The following is a 20,979-nucleotide window of genomic DNA, read 5'->3' on the forward strand; positions in this document are numbered from 1 at the left end:
TTAAATCTATAAAGATTTTCTTCGTTTTTTCTCTTTAGTTAATAAAGCTAACTCTCTACCCGTTTGTCCAGCAACAGATGTATTCTCTTCTGCCCGTCTTATTAAATAAGGCATAACATCCTTAACGGGGCCAAAAGGAATGTATTTTGCAACATTATAACCCTTATTAGCTAAATTATAGCTTATGTGGTCACTCATACCATATAATTGGCCAAACCAAACCCTTGGATCATTATTTAACAAACCCTTTTTATTCATTAATTCCATTAATAAATAAGAGCTATCTTCATTATGGGTTCCTGCAAACACAGACATTAAATTTAAATTATCGATTATATAATGTAATCCTTTATTAAAGTTTTCATCTGTTGCTGCTTTACTTTTACAAATTGGTGATTCATAATTCATCTCTTGTGCCCTTTCATTTTCTTTTTCCATGTAAGCGCCACGAACTAATTTATAACCTAGAAAATAATTACCTTCTATTGCTTTTTTATGTTCTTCTTTTAAAAATTCTAATCTATCATGCCTATACATTTGTAGTGTATTGTAAACAATAGGTTTTTCAGTATTGTATTTTTGCGTCATTTTAGTTACTAAATTATCTGCAGCAACTTGCATCCAACTTTCTTCAGCATCTATTAATATAGCAACATCATTTTCTTTTGCTTTTTTACAAACTAAATCAAATCTCTCAACAATTCTATCCCATTCTTTGTTTTCGGCACTTGTTAAAGCATCCTTGTTACTAATTTTTTCATAAAGCGATAAACGTCCAAACCCTGTGGGTTTAAAAACAGCTATAGGAATTGCATCAATTTCTTTTGCAAAATCTATAATTTTTAAAATTTTATCTTTAGCTGAATCAAACTCATTTTCGTTTTCTTTTCCTTCTACAGAATAATCTAAAACAGAACTCACTCCTTTTGAATACATATTATCGATAACAGATAAACAATCATCTTCATTTACACCTCCACAAAAATGATCAAAAACTGTAGATCTAATTAACCCTTCAATTGGTAAATGAGCCTTAATTGCAAAATTTGTAGCAGCAGTTCCTATTCTAACTAAAGGTTCTATAGAAATCATTTTAAATAAGAAATAAGCACGTTCTAGTTCAGAATCACTTTTTAATGAAAAAGCAACTTCAGTATTATCAAATATTAAATCTGTATTCATTTATAAAAAATTTGCATAAATATAATTATAGCTAAGTTATCATTTTATATAAAAACTCCTTAATTTCACAACCTTAAAAAACAACATCTATTTTATGGATTCTATTAAGGCTAATGACAGTATTGTTCATTTTAATGAAAAATGTTACCAATCTATAAATCAACACATTAAAGAATGTAATTTTTCTAAAATTTTTGTCCTTGTGGATGAAAACACACATAAATATTGTTTGCCAAAATTTTTAAAAAACTTAGAAACCGACAAAACTATTGAAATTATAGAAATAGAATCGGGAGAAATAAACAAGACTATTGATACATGTGTTGGTGTTTGGAATACGCTTTCTGAACTTGATGCGGATAGAAAAAGTTTAATGATTAATATTGGTGGTGGAGTAATTACAGATTTGGGTGGTTTTGTTGCATGTACATTTAAAAGGGGAATTGCCTATATAAATGTACCTACTACTCTACTTTCAATGGTTGATGCATCTGTAGGTGGTAAAACTGGAGTTGACTTAGGTCATTTAAAAAACCAAATTGGTGTAATTAGTAATCCAGATTTAGTATTAATTGATACTGATTTTTTAGAGACTTTACCTCAAGAACAAATGCGATCTGGATTAGCAGAAATGCTTAAACATGGACTAATTACTGGAGAAGTATACTGGAATAAATTTCAAGATTTATCTAAACTATCTTTGGATGATTTAGATTTGTTGATTCACGAATCGGTAATTATTAAACGGGATGTTGTTGAGGAAGATCCATTTGAAAATGGATTAAGAAAAACTTTAAATTTTGGACACACATTAGGTCATGCTATTGAATCCTATCATTTAAGCAACCCTAACAAAAAAACTTTACTACATGGTGAGGCTATCATTATTGGGATGATATTAGCTAGTTATATTTCTTCAGAATTAATTGGGTTTCCAAAAGAAACTACAATAGATATAAAAAAGCTATTTTTAAGTTATTATGATAAAGTTATATTTGAAAAAAACGATTATCCAGCTATAATAGAATTACTTAAATATGATAAGAAAAATAATCATGGTAATATCAATTTTGTGCTTTTAGAAGCAATTGGAAAATGTAAAATTGATTGTTTAGTCAATAATAATGTGATTGTGGATGCTTTTGAATTTTATGCTAGTTAATAAAAAATATAATTCATAAAAAAAGCATCTTTTATAAGATGCTTTTTTTTATTTATTAAAACTGTAATTTAACTCTTTCTAAATCTTTTAAAGAATCCTTTCTTTTCTGGAGCTCCGTAATAACCATATTTAGCACCATAACCAAAGTTAGATTGCTTTACATCATTAACTACTAGCATCATGTTATTTAATTTGTTTTCAGTGTGCAATTCTTGAGCAAAGTTTAATATTTTCTTTTCAGTATGATCGGCTCTAGTTAAATAAATAGTATGTCCAGCGTATTCACTAATTAACAACGTATCTGTTACTAACATAGATGGTGCTGTATCAACAATAACATAATCATAATCTTCTGATACCTTATCAAATAGATCTTTAATTCTATCACTCATTAATAACTCAGCTGGATTAGGTGGTACTTTACCAGATAGCAGAATATCTATTTTGATATCATTAATTTCATAATTATTAATAGCTTCGGGAATATTAACAGAATTATCTGCTAAATAATCAGTTAAGCCAATTTTAGAGCTATCTAATTTTTTATCTTTTTTAGCTTTGAATGTAGCATAAATTTGTGGGTTACGTATATCTGCACCAAGCAACAAAACTTTTTTACCTGTATTTGCAATGGTAAGAGCCATGTTTAAACTAAAAAACGATTTACCTTCACCATTTATGGTAGAAGTTACAAAAGTGACATTACTATATTTTATGTCTTTCTTTGAACGTCTTAAATAATCAAAATTGGTTCTTATTATTCTAAATGATTCAGATAGTATAGATCTGTCATTTCGCTTAATCAAGACCTTTTCATTACCAGATATCCTAGGTACTTCTCCTAAAACTGTTATGTTTTTAATTACTTTATTTAGATCCTCTTTATTATGAATTTTTGTATCTAATAAATCTTTAATATAGAAAAAACCAAATGGAATACAACAACCAATAATAATTGAGGCAATAAAAGTTATAGTTTTATTAGGCGATACTGGAATATTAGACGAATGTGCATCATCAATAATTTTAGCATTTGGTGATGTAGATATCAACGATATCGTAGCCTCTTCTCTTTTTTGAAGTAAATATAAATATAATGACTCTTTAATACCCTGTTCTCTTTCAATATCCCTAGATTTTCTAACTTGCCCTGGAACAGCATAAATTTTAGAACTAATCTTTGCAGATTGATTCTCAAGACTTCTAATTTGAAGTCCAATTGTTTTTGCTGAATTATCTAAAGTCTCTTTAAGATTCCTTTTTAATGTATTTAATTGTTGATCTAAATTAACTATAATTGGGTTTTTCTCATTCGAACTTTTTAAAAGTCTATCTCTATTATCTAAAAGCTCATTATATTTCGCGGCAATTGAATTTACAGAACCATCTGCTAGACCTATATTTCCTGGTATTCTAGAAAAAGCACCATCACTTAATTGGTTCTTCATATAATTAATTTTACTAAACTCAGTTCTATTTTCTGTTAATTGCTGCTCTGTTTGTGCACTTGAGTTCAAATACAAATTTGCTTCAGATGTTATATTTGTAAGTTTATTACCTGTTTTAAACTGCTCAATTTGATCGTCTACACTAGACAAGTCCTTTGCAATCAAGTCAATTCTTTTGTTAATAAATTCTGCAGTATTATTAGATTTTGTGCTTTTATCCTGAATTGATATTCTATTATATTCTTCAATTAAATTATTTATGACAGCTTTAGCTTTATTTACCGAAGCATCGTTTAATGATAAATTAATAACTTTAGATCCATCGGCAGCAGAAGATATTTCAATTCTATTTTTATAATTTTCAGCAACTTTTTCTAGAGGTTCTATAGCTATATAAATGGTACTACCAACTAGTTTTGATAAATCAGAAACATTTGGAGTAACTACAATATCACCAATAGGAGTTGGTACATTTTTTCCGAATGACATTTGTTCTACAAGATCCTCTCCTGTTACTTTTGAAGTCTGAATAAAATCGAAAGTAGTGTCCGATTTAATTAGAACACTAAAACTAAACTTAGATTTATATAAGACAGAATCTAAAGCTATAAAATTAACTTTAATGGGTGATTTTTCTATCGGAAAATATTGGGTATCATGTAATCTACCTTTTGCAAAGAATTGTTTGTTTAATTCTAATTTAGTAACTACACCTTCCATTAATTTACGAGATTTTAAAATTTCAATCTCATCTTCTATTTTTTTTGTTTCAGAATTCGGAATTTGCCCCATATCCTTAAGCATAATTTCAGCTGGATTTGAGACTCCAGAATCATCCATAAGCATAATCTTTGCTTTTGCATTATACTCTGGTGTAGAATAACGCAAATGAAAAAAGGCTAAAGCAATAAAAACAATACAACTTAAAACAAACCAAGGCCATTGTTTTAAATATGTTCCTATTTCTTTTTTTAAGTCAAAACTATCTGTTGAGCTTATAGAATTTATTTTTTCCATATTTGTTGTTAAATTCTAATTTCGTGTTACGAATATTAATGCTGTAGTTATTAAAAATGATGAAATACTAATTATAGTACCTATTCTTGTGTCGCCTGAAGCACTACTAACAGCAGAATTATTAGGTTCTACATAAACAACATCATTTTGAGTCAAATAATATACTGGAGAATTAAAAATTTCTTTGCTTGTCAAATCTACTCTAGTGTAAGTTTTAGAACCATTAAAATCTCTAATAACCAATACGTTTTCTCGATGCCCTTTAATAGTTAAATCACCAGCTAAAGCAATTGCCTCAAGTATAGTTATTCTTTCACCAGAAACCTCATATCGTCCAGGTGATTGTATTTCACCTAATACAGAAACTCTAAAATTTTTAATTCTTATATTAACAATAGGATCTTTTAGATAATCAGAAAGTTTTTCTTTGAATAATTTTTGTGCTTCCTGTACGGTTAAACCTAATAATTTAATTTTACCAAGTACAGGGTAGTCAATATTTCCTTCAATATCAATTAAATAATCTATTAATTGTGGGTTAGAAGCATTTCCAGTACCTGTCTCACCTGCCATATAAAGATTAAAAGGCTTAACAGCTTCTAAATCAAAAGTTGACACAAAAATAGTGATAATGTCATTAATTTTGAATTTAGGTGTGAACGTATCTGTGTCTACAATAGTTTCAAAATCTTTTGCATTTTGAAAATAGACAACTTCTTTTTTAGAAACACAAGAAGTAAGTATTGTTAAAATAACTATACTAGCTATTTTAAACTTGTTTTTAATAAGATTAAAACTCATTATTATAAGGATTTGGGGTAAAATACGAGATTTTTAATAAATTTTATTGAACTGTCTTAAATATTTTAGAATCTTTAGATTTATTATCAATGATACCTTTAGCCTTTTTATAAATCTTAACTCTTGTATCAAATTTCTCATACTCTGAATTATTAGATTTATATTCAGGTATTAAACTCTTCATTTTCATAACTATATTATTATTTTGAAAACGATTAGTTATACAAAGCTCTTCAATTTCAGATTTAATTTTAGCATAGTCTAATTCCCTAGTTTTACTAATTAAAATCTTCTTATGATATGTAGATAAAGTATTTTCTCCATTTGCTAAAAGCTCTTCATATAATTTTTCTCCAGGTCTTAGTCCTGTAATCTTAATATCAATGTCTTCTGGGTATCTTAAACCAGATAATTTAATCATATTCTTAGCTAAGTCATAAATTTTAACAGACTCACCCATATCAAATATAAATATTTCACCTCCTTTACCCATTGTTCCAGCTTCTAAAACTAATTGAGAAGCTTCAGGAATTGTCATAAAATATCTAGTTATATCTTTGTGTGTTAAGGTTAGTGGACTGCCAGCATCTATTTGTTTTTTAAATAATGGAATAACAGAACCGTTAGAACCTAATACATTACCAAAACGTGTTGTGATAAACTTAGTTTTACTTTCTTTTTGAAGACAACTAATATACATTTCAGCCATTCTTTTTGTAGCCCCCATAACGCTTGTAGGGTTTACAGCCTTATCTGTAGAAACAAACACGAATTTTTTAACATTATATCTTGAAGCGGTATCTGCTAACAATTTAGTACCATTTACATTTATCTTAATCGCCTCGTAAGGAGATTTTTCCATTAGTGGTACATGCTTATAAGCTGCAGCATGAAATACCATTGTAGGTTTGTAAGTTTGAAATATTGTATCAATTCTTAAACCATCTCTAATATCTGCTACAATGGCTGTGTAATTGTGCTTACCGTCACGCTTTAAATCTTGTTGTACATCATATAATGCAGATTCTGCTTGATCAACTAAAATCAATTGTTTTACATCAAAATCAGATAATTGTTTAACCAATTCACTTCCAATAGATCCAGCTGCACCAGTAACAAGAACTGTTTCTCCTCTAAATTCATTTAATAAATTTGGATTATCAATTTCAATAGGTGGTCTACCTAATAAATCTTCAATTTGAACTTGTTTAATTTGTTTAGCACTTAACTCACCATTAATCCATTGTTCAATTGGAGGAACTTTTGTTATTTTAACATCAGAATCAGAAAGATTATCAATTAATTTCATCAACTTACTTGAATCTGTATTATGGTCAGCTACTATAATTTCGTCTATATCATTTGATTCAATATAGTTTTGATCTAAATTAGTACATGAGACTATACGAACGCCATTAATAACTTTTCCATTCTTTTTAATGTCATTATCAACAAAAGCAATAATATTAAAACTCGTTCTAGCATTATTTAATAGAGCATTATAAGTAACTATAGCAGAATCTCCTGTACCATAAATTAGTACTCTTTTAGTTAATAATAGCTTAGATTTTAAATATTTGTAAATCATTTTAAAGAGCAATCTACTTGCACTTAAAGTTACAAAACTTAGTAAAGCATGCATAACAATTATAGATCGAGGTATTGTAAATCCTGGAATTATATTTGTAATTCTATTAACAAAAACAGCTGAAGCACAAATAAAAGCCATTAACGTAATAGCTTTGAAAACATTAACAACATCGGTAAAACCAGTATGTCTGATAACACTTTTAAACGATCCTACAATTAAGAAACTTAAAGCAGATACAACCAAAACAAATGGAAGTTCAAAGAAAAACTGCTTTAAATCAAAATTAAGAGTAAAGTTAAACCTTATAAAATAAGCTAAAAAGAATGTTGATAAAATTAAAGTTAAATCAATTCCAAACACTAACCATTTAGAGGCATATTTTTGAGAGTAATAGGCAAAGTAATTATTTATCATAACTTGAGGGTGTTAGTAATATTATTAAGAATTCTATCTAAGTCATCTTGACTTAAATTAGAACCACTTGGTAAACAAAGACCTTTATCAAAAAGGTTTTCAGATGTGCCATTAGTAAAATGCAAATAATCTTTAAAAATTGGTTGCATGTGCATAGGTTTCCATAGTGGTCTAGATTCTATATCGTCTTTTAATAATTCTAGTCTTATTTTTTCTCTAATTTCAAAAGATTCAGTTTCAATACATGTAATCCATCTATTAGAGTAAAAATTATCTGGTTCTTCTAAAAACTTTATGCCATCAAAATGAGATAAGTTTTTTTTATAAAATTCAAAATTATTTCTTCTTGCTTGAACTCTATCATCTAATACTTCCATTTGCCCTCTACCAATGCCAGCTAAAACATTACTCATTCTGTAATTGAATCCAATTGATGAATGCTCATAATGCGGAGCATTATCTCTTGCTTGAGTTGATAAAAACACGGCTTTATCTTTTAATTCTTGTGTTTTTACAACAAGGGCACCTCCCCCAGAAGTTGTAATTATTTTATTACCATTAAACGAAAGTATACCGGCATCAGAAAGGCTTCCACATTTTTGATTATAATAAGTACTACCTAATGCTTCAGCACTATCTTCAACTACAGGTATGTTGTATTTTCTAGCAATAGAGTTAATTTCATTTGCCTTATACGGCATTCCATATAAGTGTACAGCTATAATAGCTTTGGGTTTTTTATATTTTTCAATCCTATCTTTTATGGCAATCTCTAATAATTCAGGAGACATATTCCAAGTATCAGATTCACTATCAATAAAAACAGGCGTTGCTCCTTGATAAATAATTGGATTAGCAGAAGCAGAAAATGTAAAACTTTGACATAATACTTCGTCTCCTTTACAAACATCTAGTAATTGCAGAGCTAAATGAATAGCTGATGTACCAGAACTTAAAGCCGCAACATGATGATTATTACCTAAATATTTTTTAATATCTGCTTCAAAGCCATTAACATTAGGTCCTAATGGAGCAATCCAATTAGTAGCAAATGCTTCATTAACGAACTTTTGTTCGGAGCCCCCCATATGTGGAGATGAAAGATATATTTTAGTTTTAGTCAACATTTATTTTCTTTACACTTTAATTTATTACATACAAATACACTCATAGTCATAATAACTATGCCATTAAGCTAAAATATTTTTTAAAGGATAATTCTTCGTGCATATGTAACAAAATCAATTTTACTTTAATAACTTAAGTTTATTTATATTAAATCTTCTAAAAATATTTCTATAACTTTTTACAAAACGTAATAAATTATATTAGAGAGTTTCGAAAAAAATATTTTTAATTATTTACTTAATACAATTAAATTAACTTGCTATTAATCAATTCAATTCTGTTTAACGATGTAAATTTAATAATTGTTTTAATACAATATGAGTAGAGTTTGTTTATTTCGCTAAAAGAGTAATTAAAATCGGTTAACTACATATTAGTAATTTTATAAAAGAAAAAATCGTCTGATAATCGATATTTCTACAATTATGCTTTTTTTTAAAAACAAATATTTATATTAAAATAACTACATGAAGAAAACTAAAAATGTTAGAAAAACAAGGTGTTTTAAGAGGTTCTAATAAATGAATTTAATATTTTCATTTCTTTACATTCTTTAAGTATGATGTGTAAGTTTTGAACTTAATTCAAAACCGTATTAAGATATAGACTTATATTATTAATTGTTTAAATTCAATAAAATAAAAACATTTTATAAACACACTCTAACCCTAATTAACATTATAATAAAAAAATTAATATCTGTTTTTAATCAACTGGAACATTTTCTTTTAAATAATTAGCAATTTGTTCAGCTGCTTGATTATGACCATAACAAGTCCAATGGCTATCGTGTTCAAAAGACCAGCTTTTATCATTATCTGAATTCAAAACAATAAATTTAAACCCTGCTTCTTTGCATAAATTAATTATTTCTAATTCGGATTTAGGATGAAACACAATAATTTTATTCTTGATGTTATAATTTTTATTAATGTATTCTAAAAGACTTATAATTTCATTCTTGTAATTAAAACTACCTATATCTTTTGTTTTTTCTATGCTTTTATTTTTTTTATTTTCTCTTGAAAAATTTAAAGGAAATCTATTATAAAAATAATACAGAAGTTTCCAACTATATAGTATTTTCTTCAGACCAGGAGACTTCATTTGCCCAAATACGATTTTTTCCTTTTCTACATTTAATTGAGTTATATCTGCAGCTGGAGAAATACTAGAAATACTTTCGTAAAAATCATTATTATTTACATAAATAAGTTCGGTTTTTGGATTTAATGAATCAAACTGTTTGGAGATTTCCATTGCTTCAATAAATGAAACTCCCGATCTACCAGCCTCTATAAAATTATAATTTTTCAACCTTTCTTTTAATAGGAAAGACTGATGACATTCATTAGGGTTCATGAAATTTTCTATATATGAATCTCCTAAAATTGTAATTAAATTAGTATATGACTTTGGCAATTCTCCAGGCCAACCCAGTTTATTAACCACCCATTTATGACCACCTCCTTTCCAATATCCATTTTGATTTGGATAATACTTTTGAATTCCATATTCATCAATTGTCCGTTGTGGCAAATCTGTTACTGCATGTGTAAACCTTATAATTAATTCTCCTATTAAAATTGTGAATAGAAAGAAAAAAAATAAATTTTTTATGAATTTTTTCATACCTAAAATTGAAAATAAATAAATGCTTGTTCTTCACCAGCAAAACGAAACATAAGCACAATTAATAATAAATATAATGACCATCTTAAAGGCTTATATATATTGTCAATACGCTCAATTGCATACTCGCCATGTCTCCCAATCCATTCTATTATAATAAACCCTAAAACCAAATATATTATATAATTTGGAAATATTTCTGGAGCAGAAAATAAAGTCCATGAAAACATGTCCCATATAAATGCAAAGGCTTGCTCAACGTTATTTGCTCTAAAAAACACCCAAGCAATCAACGTAATAAAAAATGTAATTGTTATTTGAAATAACTCTTTAATATTTGGCAAATACTTTCCTTGTGCCACAATATTCGTATTTACCCTATTTTTATTAGCTAACATTAGCGGTAAAAAATAAAGTGCATTTAAAAAACCCCAAATAACAAAAGTCCAATTTGCACCATGCCAAAATCCGCTAACAATAAAAATTATAAATGTATTTCTTATTTTCATGAATGTACCTCCTCGGCTTCCTCCCAGCGGAATATATAAATAGTCCCTAAACCATGTGGAAAGTGATATATGCCAACGTCTCCAAAACTCAGCTATATCTCGAGAAAAATAAGGAAATGCAAAGTTTCGTTTTAAATCAAAACCAAACAATCGGGATATTCCTATGGCAATATCTGAATATCCTGAAAAATCCCCATAAATTTGAAAAGCAAAGAAAAAAGCACCTAATAACAATGTACTCCCTGAATAATCATCGGAATTATTAAAAATAATATTAGCATATTTTGCACAATTATCAGCAATAACAACTTTTTTAAATAACCCCCAAAGTACTTGACGAAGTCCATCAATTGCATTAGCGTAATTAAATTCTCTTTTTTTATAAAACTGAGGTAATAAATTAGTTGCTCTTTCTATAGGTCCTGCAACTAACTGAGGAAAAAAGCTAACGAAAGCTAAAAAGGAAAAAATATTGTTTGTGGGTTCAAGCTTTTTGTTATAAACATCAATTGTATAACTTAATGTTTGAAAAGTATAAAAACTTATCCCAACTGGAAGAATAATATTTAAAGTATTAACCTGTACCTGTTTTCCAAAAAAGGCAAATGAATCAACAAAACTATCAATAAAGAAATTATAGTATTTAAAAAAGCCCAAAAATCCTAGATTAACACAAATACTTGTCCAAAGTAACAACTTTCGTTTGAATGGTGTTACTTCCTTTTTAAGTAATAATCCAATTGTATAATCAACAATGGAACTAAATACTATTAATGATAAAAAGCGCCAATCCCACCAGCCATAAAACACATAACTAGCAATAACTATGAGTAGGTTTTGATAGTTTAAATTCCTTCTTGTTATAAACCAATATAGAATAAATACTATTGGCAGGAAAATAAAAAACTCTAATGAATTAAAATACATATTTGGGAATTTTATTTTTTTTAATTAATAAACATTTTACTTTAATTAGGGAGTAAATATCTTTTAACAAAAATTTACAATCAAAAAAAATCTCCAAACAACTAAATTTACCCTATAACCTGTATTAGATTATGATACAAAATAATAATTTGTTTGCTTTTTTAAATGAATATTGAGTATGATCACAATTTATCCACTTAAATTGTATTAAAAAAGCTTCTCATTTTTTTAATGAAAAGCTTTTTTAATTTTTATAAAAACTGTTTATTAAATACTATTTATCTACAATATTTAAAAACTCTTCTAAATTTGTATATCCATCACCATCACGATCTTCAGCACTATCATTTACTACTGGATTATATCCATTATTTGTTTCCCAATCATCAGGCATTCCATCTTTATCTGTGTCAACATAAGGTGTATTGCTTGTAGGCTCAGGGAATTTAATACTAGGATATCTATTTGATGTACCAGCAGAAACAGGATTAATTGCTAAATCTAAATAAAATTTATCAACCTCATACGATTCATTTATAACTGAACCATCAGCACCTAATCTTTTATTATTTCCAACATACGGTAAAATTTCACTAGGCACTGCAGCTGCACCATGAATAGTACCAGCTCGTCCAACTAAGGACATTGGGCTACTTGCCTTGACTATATTAGGTATTGGATCACCTGCAGGCAATGATGAACTTGCAAAAATATCCCATAAATCATCAAAATCTGGACTTGTAGGTGACTCATGATATCCTTTCGTCACAATGTTTCCACTTGACCATAGTAAACTTCCATTATCATTAACTCCATCACCTTGATATTGCATTCTGTTATATATTGCACCACTATAATAATTATAAGCTATATAATTATTCTGTATGTTAAAATTACCATTCCCAGTTGTTCGAATCAATCTCTGATTTGGGTTTTCTATAAAATTATTATATACATCTTGCCTTGAATTTCCATTGCCAATAAGGTTAGGATAGCGATAATTGCAATCTACAAATGCTGAATAACAAAATGTGTTATTTGAAATTCCATCTTTAGAACCTAACATTGCTCCTTTTTTTGCACCTCCCATCAAACAATTTTGTACAGTTACATTATTAATTACAGCACCTGCACCAGTTGCACTTACATCTAAACACTCATCAGTACCATAGAAAAATGAGCAATGGTCTATCATTATATTTTCAGTTGTACCACCTGCACTTGATCTTATCCATAATGCATCTACCTCATTTAGGTTATTAAGTCTAGACCAACCAACACCAGTACTTGCGAACGACACATATCTAAATATTACATTTTGCATATTTTGAAGCCACCAAAAGTTGGTTTTGAAAACAATTTTACCAGGTGCAGTTTGACCGCTAATAGTTATATTTCCTTTACCAGTCATAGTAAGCGCTACGTGAGAAGATGGCACTCCACCTACTGGACCACCTACAACAATAGTTCCTGCTACATCAAATACAATTTGTTTTGCAGGTATATTTAAGCCATAAAACAAATCATAAAAACCACCACTGTATGTATCGGTAGTTGAATCATATACGGCTTCACCTGGTGGATTCCATTCTAAAGTATTAACATGACAAACTTTTCCACCACGACCACCAGTACTATTAGCACCCGCGCCAAACGCTGTTGGAAATGCCTTTAATTCCGTAGAGATATCATCTTCAATAGGCTCAATAGTTATTGTTACTGTAGCTGAATCACAATTCTCAGCGTTAGTAGCATCACAAACAGTATATTCAAATGAGTCTATTCCAGAAAAACCAGAATTAGGGGTGTAAACAACAGTATCATCTAATAGATTATCTTCTGTATCATTATTGTTAACACTTAAAACTCCATTAGATGGATTAGTATTAGTTAAAGTAATACTTTCAGGTAAATTTGTATCATTAAGATAGGCTTCAATATCAACTGGAACATGTTGTAAAGTGGAGACATTATCGTCTACTAAATCAATTGCAGGAACAACATCTTCAGAATTTGGGTCTTCTTCTTCTTCTTCTGTTGGTTCAGCTGGTTCAGGTTCTTCAGCTACTATTGCAGATTCTTCAATAACAAATAATTCTTCATTATTGCAAGAAGGCAAGAATAGTAAGAAAAACATAATAATTGTCAAGACTTTAGGGTTTAAATGTAGGTGTTTCATAATAATACTACTAAATTTTAGATTTATAGGGGACTCAAATATATATACTTTAAAACGATTTTATTTGCATTTCATCGAATTTATGTATTTTATTGTAATATTTTTCTCTTTTAATGTGTTTTATCGTGCTCAAAATGCATTTCATCGGTTTTGCTTTTGATTCATATACGCCATAATATTAAAATTGGACTATATATTTTTTAAAATAATATATTTTGTCGTAAAAATAAGTAGTTAATCGAATATTTAAAAGTAATGTTGATAACCTAATAATAACTTTTTTGTAAGTAGATAAACTTTGTAAAATTGTTTAAAACATAAACCCATTAAATAAAAATGGATACAATATATAGTGCGAGACACCATAATAGTTGTAGCTTAAAACATTAAACAATATTAATTTTAACGATTATTTATTCTTTTTAACACAAATACACAAAGTCTTACTATCTTTTTCACATATTTGTATTTGAAATTTAGTTAATTTTTTAAAGAAAAACCTCAAATCAATAAAAATGAAAATACTTGTAACTGGAGCCGCTGGCTTCATAGGCTTCTTCACATCAAAAGTTTTATCAAGTAAAGGACATACTGTTGTTGGTCTTGATAATATAAATGATTATTATGACACCAAACTAAAATATAATAGATTGAAAGAATTAGGTATTGATACTAAGCAAGCCTCAACATTCAACAGTATTTGTAATAGTAAAACACATGATAATTTTTCGTTTGTACGGATGAATTTAGAAAACCGCGAAGAACTTCCTAAACTTTTTGAAAACGAAAAATTTGATGTTGTATGTAATTTAGCCGCACAAGCTGGGGTAAGATATAGTTTAGAAAACCCTGAGTCATATGTTGATTCTAATTTAGTAGGATTTTTAAACATATTAGAATGTTGCAGAAATTTTCAAATAAAGCACTTAGTATATGCAAGTAGTTCTAGTGTTTATGGCCTTAACAAAAAAATTCCATTTTCTACAGATGATAATGTAGACCACCCTATAAGTTTATATGCGGCAACAAAAAAAAGTAATGAATTAATGGCGCATACTTATAGTCATCTATTTAAAATACCAACTACTGGTCTTCGTTTTTTTACTGTTTATGGTCCATGGGGAAGACCAGATATGGCTATGTTTTTATTTACAGACGCGATTGTAAATAACAAACCTATTAAAGTATTTAATTATGGAAAAATGGAACGTGATTTTACATATATAAATGATATTGTCGAGGGCGTTATTAGAATTATAGAAAACCCTAATAAAGAAAGAATAGAAAAAAACGATTTATATAAAGTGTATAATATAGGAAATAACAATTCTGTAAAGTTATTAGATTTTATAAAAGAGATTGAAAAAAACCTTGAAACTGAAGCTGAAAAAAATATGCTTCCTATACAACCAGGTGATGTTGAACGTACTTGGGCAAATGTAGAGGATTTAATAAATGATTATGACTACAAACCAAGCACCACCATAAGCCATGGTGTTAAAGCTTTTGTTGACTGGTATAAAGGATATTATAAATAATTAACTCAAGTTGTATATTACCTTTTTATCGATTAAAATCATTTAAAATTCACCTCAATGATTTTAATCGTAAAAAACGTCAACTTAATATAATAATAGTATATGTTATAATATTTTTTTTAATATTTGTGACAGCTATTAATAACAAACCCAAATTGAATGTTAGAAAATCTACAAAATAAGACTGTATTGGTAACAGGCGGAGCTGGTTTTATAGGCTCAAACCTTTGTGAAACATTACTTTCAAACAATATTAAAACCGTCTGCTTAGACAATTTCTCTACTGGTAAACGCGAAAACATAGAACCTTTTTTAAGTAACAACAATTTTAAACTTGTTGAAGGAGATATAAGAAATATTGAAGACTGCCATAAAGCTTGCAAAGGTGTTGATTACATATTACACGAAGCCGCTTTAGGATCTGTACCAAGATCAATTAACGATCCTATTACAACCAATGATGTTAATGTATCTGGTTTTTTAAATATGCTTGTCGCTGCACGTGATGCGAAAGTAAAACGCTTTGTTTATGCAGCGAGCTCTTCAACTTATGGAGATCATGAAGCATTACCTAAAGTAGAAGACGTTATAGGAAAACCATTATCTCCTTATGCTATCACAAAATATGTTAATGAATTATATGCAGATATATTCCAAAAAGCATATGGATTAGATACGATTGGTTTACGTTATTTTAATGTTTTTGGGAGAAGACAAGATCCAAATGGAGCTTATGCTGCTGTAATACCACTTTTTGTAAAACAATTTATCAATCATGAATCACCTATAATAAACGGTGACGGTAGTTACTCAAGAGATTTTACGTATATAGATAATGTTGTTCAAATGAATATGTTAGCTATAACCACTAATAATCAAAGTGCATTAAACACAGTATATAATGTAGCCTATGGAGATAGAACTACCCTATTAGAGTTAACCTCTTTATTAAAAGAACATCTTTCCCAATTTGATGAATCCATAAAAGACATAGAAATTAAACATCGTGAAAACAGAGTTGGAGATATTCCTCATTCACTTGCTTCAGTTGAAAAAGCAAAGAAATTATTAAACTATAATCCTAAATATAATATTAATAACGGTATAAAAGAAGCTGTTAATTGGTATTGGAAAAATTTATAATAAGATGAAAATTACAAAAATTTGCTGCATTGGTGCAGGATATGTAGGAGGTCCTACAATGGCAGTTATTGCTAAAAAAAATCCAAACATTAAAGTAACCATCGTGGATATAAACCAAGCTAGAATTGATGCTTGGAATGATTCAGATGTTTCTAAACTCCCTATCTACGAACCAGGTTTAGCGGATATTGTTAAAGAAACAAGAGGTAAAAATCTGTTTTTTTCAACAGATATTAACAAAGCTATTGATGAGTCAGAAATGATTTTCATATCAGTAAACACACCTACCAAGACCTATGGAAAAGGAAAAGGAATGGCTGCCGATTTAAAATATGTGGAGCTTTGTGCTAGAAACATAGCAGATGTTGCTAAAACAGATAAAATAGTCGTTGAAAAATCTACTTTACCAGTAAGGACGGCTCAAGCAATAAAAAGTATTTTAGATAACACAGGGAGTGATGTGAAATTTGATATCCTATCGAACCCTGAATTTTTAGCTGAAGGCACCGCTATTCAAGATTTATTAAATCCTGATCGCGTTTTAATAGGTGGAGAATCAGAAGAAGCAATAGAAAGTCTAGCTAATGTATATGGTAGCTGGGTGCCTCAAGAGCAAATTTTAAGAACTAACGTATGGTCTTCAGAATTATCTAAACTTACAGCAAATGCCTTTTTAGCACAACGTATATCGTCTATTAATGCGATATCAGAATTATGTGAAAAAACAGAAGCTAATGTTGATGAAGTTGCCAAAGCCATTGGGATGGATTCAAGAATTGGTTCTAAATTCTTAAAATCTTCAGTAGGATTTGGAGGTTCATGTTTCCAAAAAGATATTTTAAACTTAGTATACATTGCTAGAAGCTATAATTTACAAGCAGTAGCAGATTATTGGGAGCAAGTTATCATTTTAAACGATCACCAAAAAAGACGTTTTGCTGATAATATTATTAGTACCCTTTATAATACAGTTTCTGGAAAGAAAATTGGTTTCCTTGGATGGGCGTTTAAAAAAGACACCAATGATACTAGAGAATCTGCAGCGATTTATGTTGCCGATCATTTACTTAATGAACAAGCAAAAATAGCTGTTTATGATCCTAAAGTATCAAATGAAAAGATGCAATCAGATTTAAATTATTTAAATACCAGATCTGAAGAAGAAAACAGTAAATTAATTCAAGCTACTGCAACACCTTATGAAGCTTTAAAAGATGCTCATGCAGTCGCTATTATGACAGAGTGGGATGAATTTAAAGCATATGATTGGAAAAAAATATATAATGAAATGAAAAAACCTGCATTTATTTTTGATGGTAGAAATATACTAGACAAAACTGAAATGGAAAACATAGGTTTTGAATATTCTTCAATAGGTCAATAAAATATTATGAAAACAGATAAAATTGCTATTATAGGATTAGGGTATGTAGGTTTACCGTTAGCTCGATTATTCGCTACAAAATATGCGGTAGTTGGTTTTGATATTAATGAAAAACGAATTTCAGAATTAAAACAAGGAAAAGATGCTACTCTAGAAATTGAAGATAGTGTTTTAAAAGCAGTATTAAAGGACAATAATGATGCAACTAATGGATTATATTGTTCTTCAAATATTGAAGATTTAAAAGATTGTAACTACTATATTGTTACTGTTCCTACACCAATAGACAAAAATAACAGACCAGATTTAACGCCTTTATATAAATCTAGTGAAACTGTTGGAAAAGTATTGAAGAAGGGTGATGTCGTTATATACGAATCAACAGTTTACCCTGGTGTTACCGAAGATGAGTGTGTGCCAATTTTAGAAAAAATTAGTGGTCTAAAATTCAATACAGATTTTTATGCTGGATATTCTCCAGAAAGAATTAATCCAGGTGATAAAGAACATACTGTAGACAAAATTTTAAAAGTTACTGCAGGGTCTACCCCTGAAATTGGAATAAAAGTAAACAAATTATACGCTAGTGTAATAACTGCTGGAACTCACCTTGCCCCTACCATTAAAGTAGCTGAAGCGGCAAAAGTTATAGAAAACTCACAAAGAGATATTAATATTGCATTTGTAAACGAATTAGCTAAAATATTTAATTTAATGGATATTGATACCCATGCTGTTTTAGAAGCAGCAGGTACAAAGTGGAATTTCTTACCTTTCAAACCAGGATTAGTTGGTGGTCATTGTATAGGTGTTGATCCTTATTATTTAGCTCAAAAAGCCCAAGAAGTTGGCTATCATCCAGAAATTATTTTGGCAGGAAGACGTGTTAACGATAGTATGGGGCAATATGTGGCAAGCGAAGTGGTTAAGATGATGCTGAAAAACGACATAAAAGTTAATGGAGCAAAAGTCCTGATGCTTGGTATCACTTTTAAAGAAAATTGTCCAGATATAAGAAACACCAAAATAGTTGATGTTATAAAACATTTAAAAGAATATGGTCTAGATATAACTATTTACGATCCTTGGGTAAATTCTGAAGAAGTGAAACATGAATATAACTTAGATGCAACTAATACTATCCCCAAAGATACTTTTGATACTATTATACTTGGTGTTGCGCATTCAGAATTTCTTGACATGAACTTCAAAAAATTATTAGCTAAAAATGGCTTAGTTTACGATGTTAAAGGGATTATTAAAGAAAATGTATCTGGAAGACTTTAGAAAAATAAGTATATAAAATAAAGTATGATTTTCATGTTTTTTTAAAATTAGATCTATTTTAAAAATAACTTTAGGAAAATTATCTAAATTAATATTTAAGGATACTTATTATATCAACCCATTTTTAAGGAAAATAAATATCCTTTACCCATATAAATCAACAAAATTAAGAAACACTAAAAAATGCTTTTTAACTCTATAGATTTTGCTGTTTTTTTACCATTAGTATTTTTATTATACTGGTTTGTTGCAAATAAAAAATTAAAAATTCAAAATTTTTTAATTGTAATTGCAAGTTATACTTTTTATGGTTGGTGGGATTGGAAATTTCTATCCTTAATTATAATAAGCACAATAATTGATTATTTAATTGGACTAAAATTATCAAACGAAGATAATAAGACAATAAGAAAAGTACTTTTATGGACAAGTATTTGTGTAAATTTAGGTTTTTTAGGGTTTTTTAAATATTACAATTTCTTTTTAGATAACTTTGTAACTGCATTTTCGTTTTTTGGAAATGATATAAAAGTAAGTTCATTAAATATAATATTACCTGTTGGAATAAGTTTTTACACATTCCAAACACTTAGTTATTCAATTGATGTTTACAAAAGGAAGCTTGTGCCAACTAAAGATTTTATGGCATTTTCAGCTTTTGTTTGCTTTTTTCCGCAGTTAGTTGCTGGTCCAATTGAAAGAGCTACAAACCTTTTGCCTCAATTTTATAAAAAAAGAAAATTTGAATATAGCAAAGCAGTTGACGGATTAAGACAAATGCTTTGGGGTTTATTTAAAAAAATTGTAATTGCCGATAATTCTGCTCAAATAGCAAATGAAATATTTAATAATTCTTCTGATTATTCTGGTAGTACACTTGTTTTGGGAGCATTATTTTTTACTTTCCAAATTTATGGTGACTTTTCTGGTTATTCAGATATTGCCATTGGAACATCAAGACTTTTTGGATTTGAGTTAAAACAAAACTTTGCTTTCCCCTATTTCTCAAGGGACATTGCTGAATTTTGGAGACGTTGGCATATGTCATTATCTACATGGTTTAGAGATTATTTATATATTCCCTTAGGTGGTAGTCGTGGAGGAACTTTAATGAAAATTAAAAACACGTTCATTATATTTATTGTTAGTGGCTTTTGGCACGGTGCAAATTGGACTTTTATAGTTTGGGGAGCGCTAAACGCAATATATTTTCTGCCTTTACTCCTACTAAATAAAAACCGTATAAATACAGATGTCGTCGCTCAAGGGAAAAACCTGCCAACATTTAAGGAATTTCATAATATGTTAATCACTTTTTGTTTAACAGTTATAGCTTGGATATTTTTTAGAGCAGATAATATTGAACATGCCTTTAATTATTTAAACACCATTTTCTCAAAATCACTTTTTACAATTCCAATATTAGATATAAACCGGAACTATATTATGCAGGTAGGATTAGCTGTTTTGTTTTTTTTAATTATTGAATGGAAAGGACGAGAAAAGGAATTCGCTATAGAAAAATTTGGTTTTTCATGGAAACCTGTATATCGTAGATGCTTTTATGTTTGTTTAATTTTTTTAATTTCTGTCTTTCTTGGTGAGGAACAGCAATTCATTTACTTTCAATTTTAAAA

General features: G+C 28.7%; 14 protein-coding genes. 6 read left to right on the plus strand and 8 right to left on the minus strand.

From position 1 onward, the window contains the following. Positions 1–6 precede the first annotated feature (6 nt). Positions 7–1,182: a proline dehydrogenase family protein gene (locus Q0842_RS13825; protein ID WP_298499300.1), complete on the minus strand. Its 1,176-nt coding sequence runs from the start codon at positions 1,180–1,182 to the stop codon at positions 7–9. Positions 1,183–1,276: 94 nt separating this feature from the next. On the opposite strand from Q0842_RS13825, the gene aroB reads away from it, so the two are divergent. Next, positions 1,277–2,344 carry a 3-dehydroquinate synthase gene (gene aroB / locus Q0842_RS13830; protein WP_298499303.1) on the plus strand — a complete coding sequence of 356 codons (1,068 nt, stop codon included), beginning with the start codon at positions 1,277–1,279 and terminating at the stop codon, positions 2,342–2,344. Positions 2,345–2,412: 68 nt separating this feature from the next. Here the strand turns inward: aroB and Q0842_RS13835 are convergent, their stop codons facing one another. The 7 genes from Q0842_RS13835 to Q0842_RS13865 all read right to left on the minus strand — a co-directional run bounded on the left by Q0842_RS13835 (position 2,413) and on the right by Q0842_RS13865 (position 13,990). Then, positions 2,413–4,809 carry a tyrosine-protein kinase gene (locus Q0842_RS13835; RefSeq protein WP_298499306.1) on the minus strand — a complete coding sequence of 799 codons (2,397 nt, stop codon included), beginning with the start codon at positions 4,807–4,809 and terminating at the stop codon, positions 2,413–2,415. A 15-nt stretch (positions 4,810–4,824) separates the two neighbouring features. Then, entirely contained in the window at positions 4,825–5,610 is a 786-nt protein-coding gene (locus Q0842_RS13840; RefSeq protein WP_298499308.1) for a polysaccharide biosynthesis/export family protein, read from the minus strand. Positions 5,611–5,653: 43 nt separating this feature from the next. After that, complete coding sequence (locus tag Q0842_RS13845; protein WP_298499311.1) at positions 5,654–7,615, minus strand: nucleoside-diphosphate sugar epimerase/dehydratase; 1,962 nt, start codon at positions 7,613–7,615, stop codon at positions 5,654–5,656. Continuing rightward, positions 7,612–8,742, minus strand: coding sequence for an aminotransferase class I/II-fold pyridoxal phosphate-dependent enzyme (locus Q0842_RS13850; protein ID WP_298499314.1), 1,131 nt, complete (start codon positions 8,740–8,742; stop codon positions 7,612–7,614). Before Q0842_RS13850 ends, Q0842_RS13845 begins: the two co-directional genes overlap by 4 nt. A 706-nt stretch (positions 8,743–9,448) precedes the next feature. Beyond that, a complete protein-coding gene (locus Q0842_RS13855) occupies positions 9,449–10,375 on the minus strand; it encodes a hypothetical protein (RefSeq protein ID WP_298499317.1) in 927 nt (308 codons plus the stop codon). Positions 10,376–10,377: 2 nt separating this feature from the next. Continuing rightward, positions 10,378–11,811 carry an MBOAT family O-acyltransferase gene (locus tag Q0842_RS13860; RefSeq protein WP_298499320.1) on the minus strand — a complete coding sequence of 478 codons (1,434 nt, stop codon included), beginning with the start codon at positions 11,809–11,811 and terminating at the stop codon, positions 10,378–10,380. A 274-nt stretch (positions 11,812–12,085) separates the two neighbouring features. Beyond that, positions 12,086–13,990, minus strand: a complete 1,905-nt coding sequence (locus Q0842_RS13865) for an Ig-like domain-containing protein (RefSeq protein ID WP_298499323.1) — start codon at positions 13,988–13,990, stop codon at positions 12,086–12,088. 515 nt (positions 13,991–14,505) lie between these two features. Here Q0842_RS13865 and Q0842_RS13870 point away from each other — a divergent pair. The 5 genes from Q0842_RS13870 (at position 14,506) to Q0842_RS13890 (ending at position 20,977) form a co-directional block, all read left to right on the plus strand. Beyond that, entirely contained in the window at positions 14,506–15,528 is a 1,023-nt protein-coding gene (locus Q0842_RS13870) for an NAD-dependent epimerase (protein WP_298499326.1), read from the plus strand. A gap of 159 nt (positions 15,529–15,687) precedes the next feature. After that, a complete protein-coding gene (locus Q0842_RS13875; protein ID WP_298499328.1) occupies positions 15,688–16,671 on the plus strand; it encodes an SDR family oxidoreductase in 984 nt (327 codons plus the stop codon). Positions 16,672–16,675: 4 nt separating this feature from the next. Next, positions 16,676–18,055, plus strand: coding sequence for a nucleotide sugar dehydrogenase (locus tag Q0842_RS13880; RefSeq protein WP_298499331.1), 1,380 nt, complete (start codon positions 16,676–16,678; stop codon positions 18,053–18,055). Positions 18,056–18,061: 6 nt separating this feature from the next. Next, complete coding sequence (locus Q0842_RS13885) at positions 18,062–19,342, plus strand: nucleotide sugar dehydrogenase (RefSeq protein ID WP_298499334.1); 1,281 nt, start codon at positions 18,062–18,064, stop codon at positions 19,340–19,342. Positions 19,343–19,525: 183 nt separating this feature from the next. Beyond that, complete coding sequence (locus tag Q0842_RS13890; RefSeq protein WP_298499337.1) at positions 19,526–20,977, plus strand: MBOAT family O-acyltransferase; 1,452 nt, start codon at positions 19,526–19,528, stop codon at positions 20,975–20,977. The last annotated feature ends 2 nt before the right edge of the window (positions 20,978–20,979 follow it).

Origin of the sequence: uncultured Algibacter sp., from assembly GCF_947495675.1 — a bacterium.
GTDB lineage: Bacteria > Bacteroidota > Bacteroidia > Flavobacteriales > Flavobacteriaceae > Algibacter_B.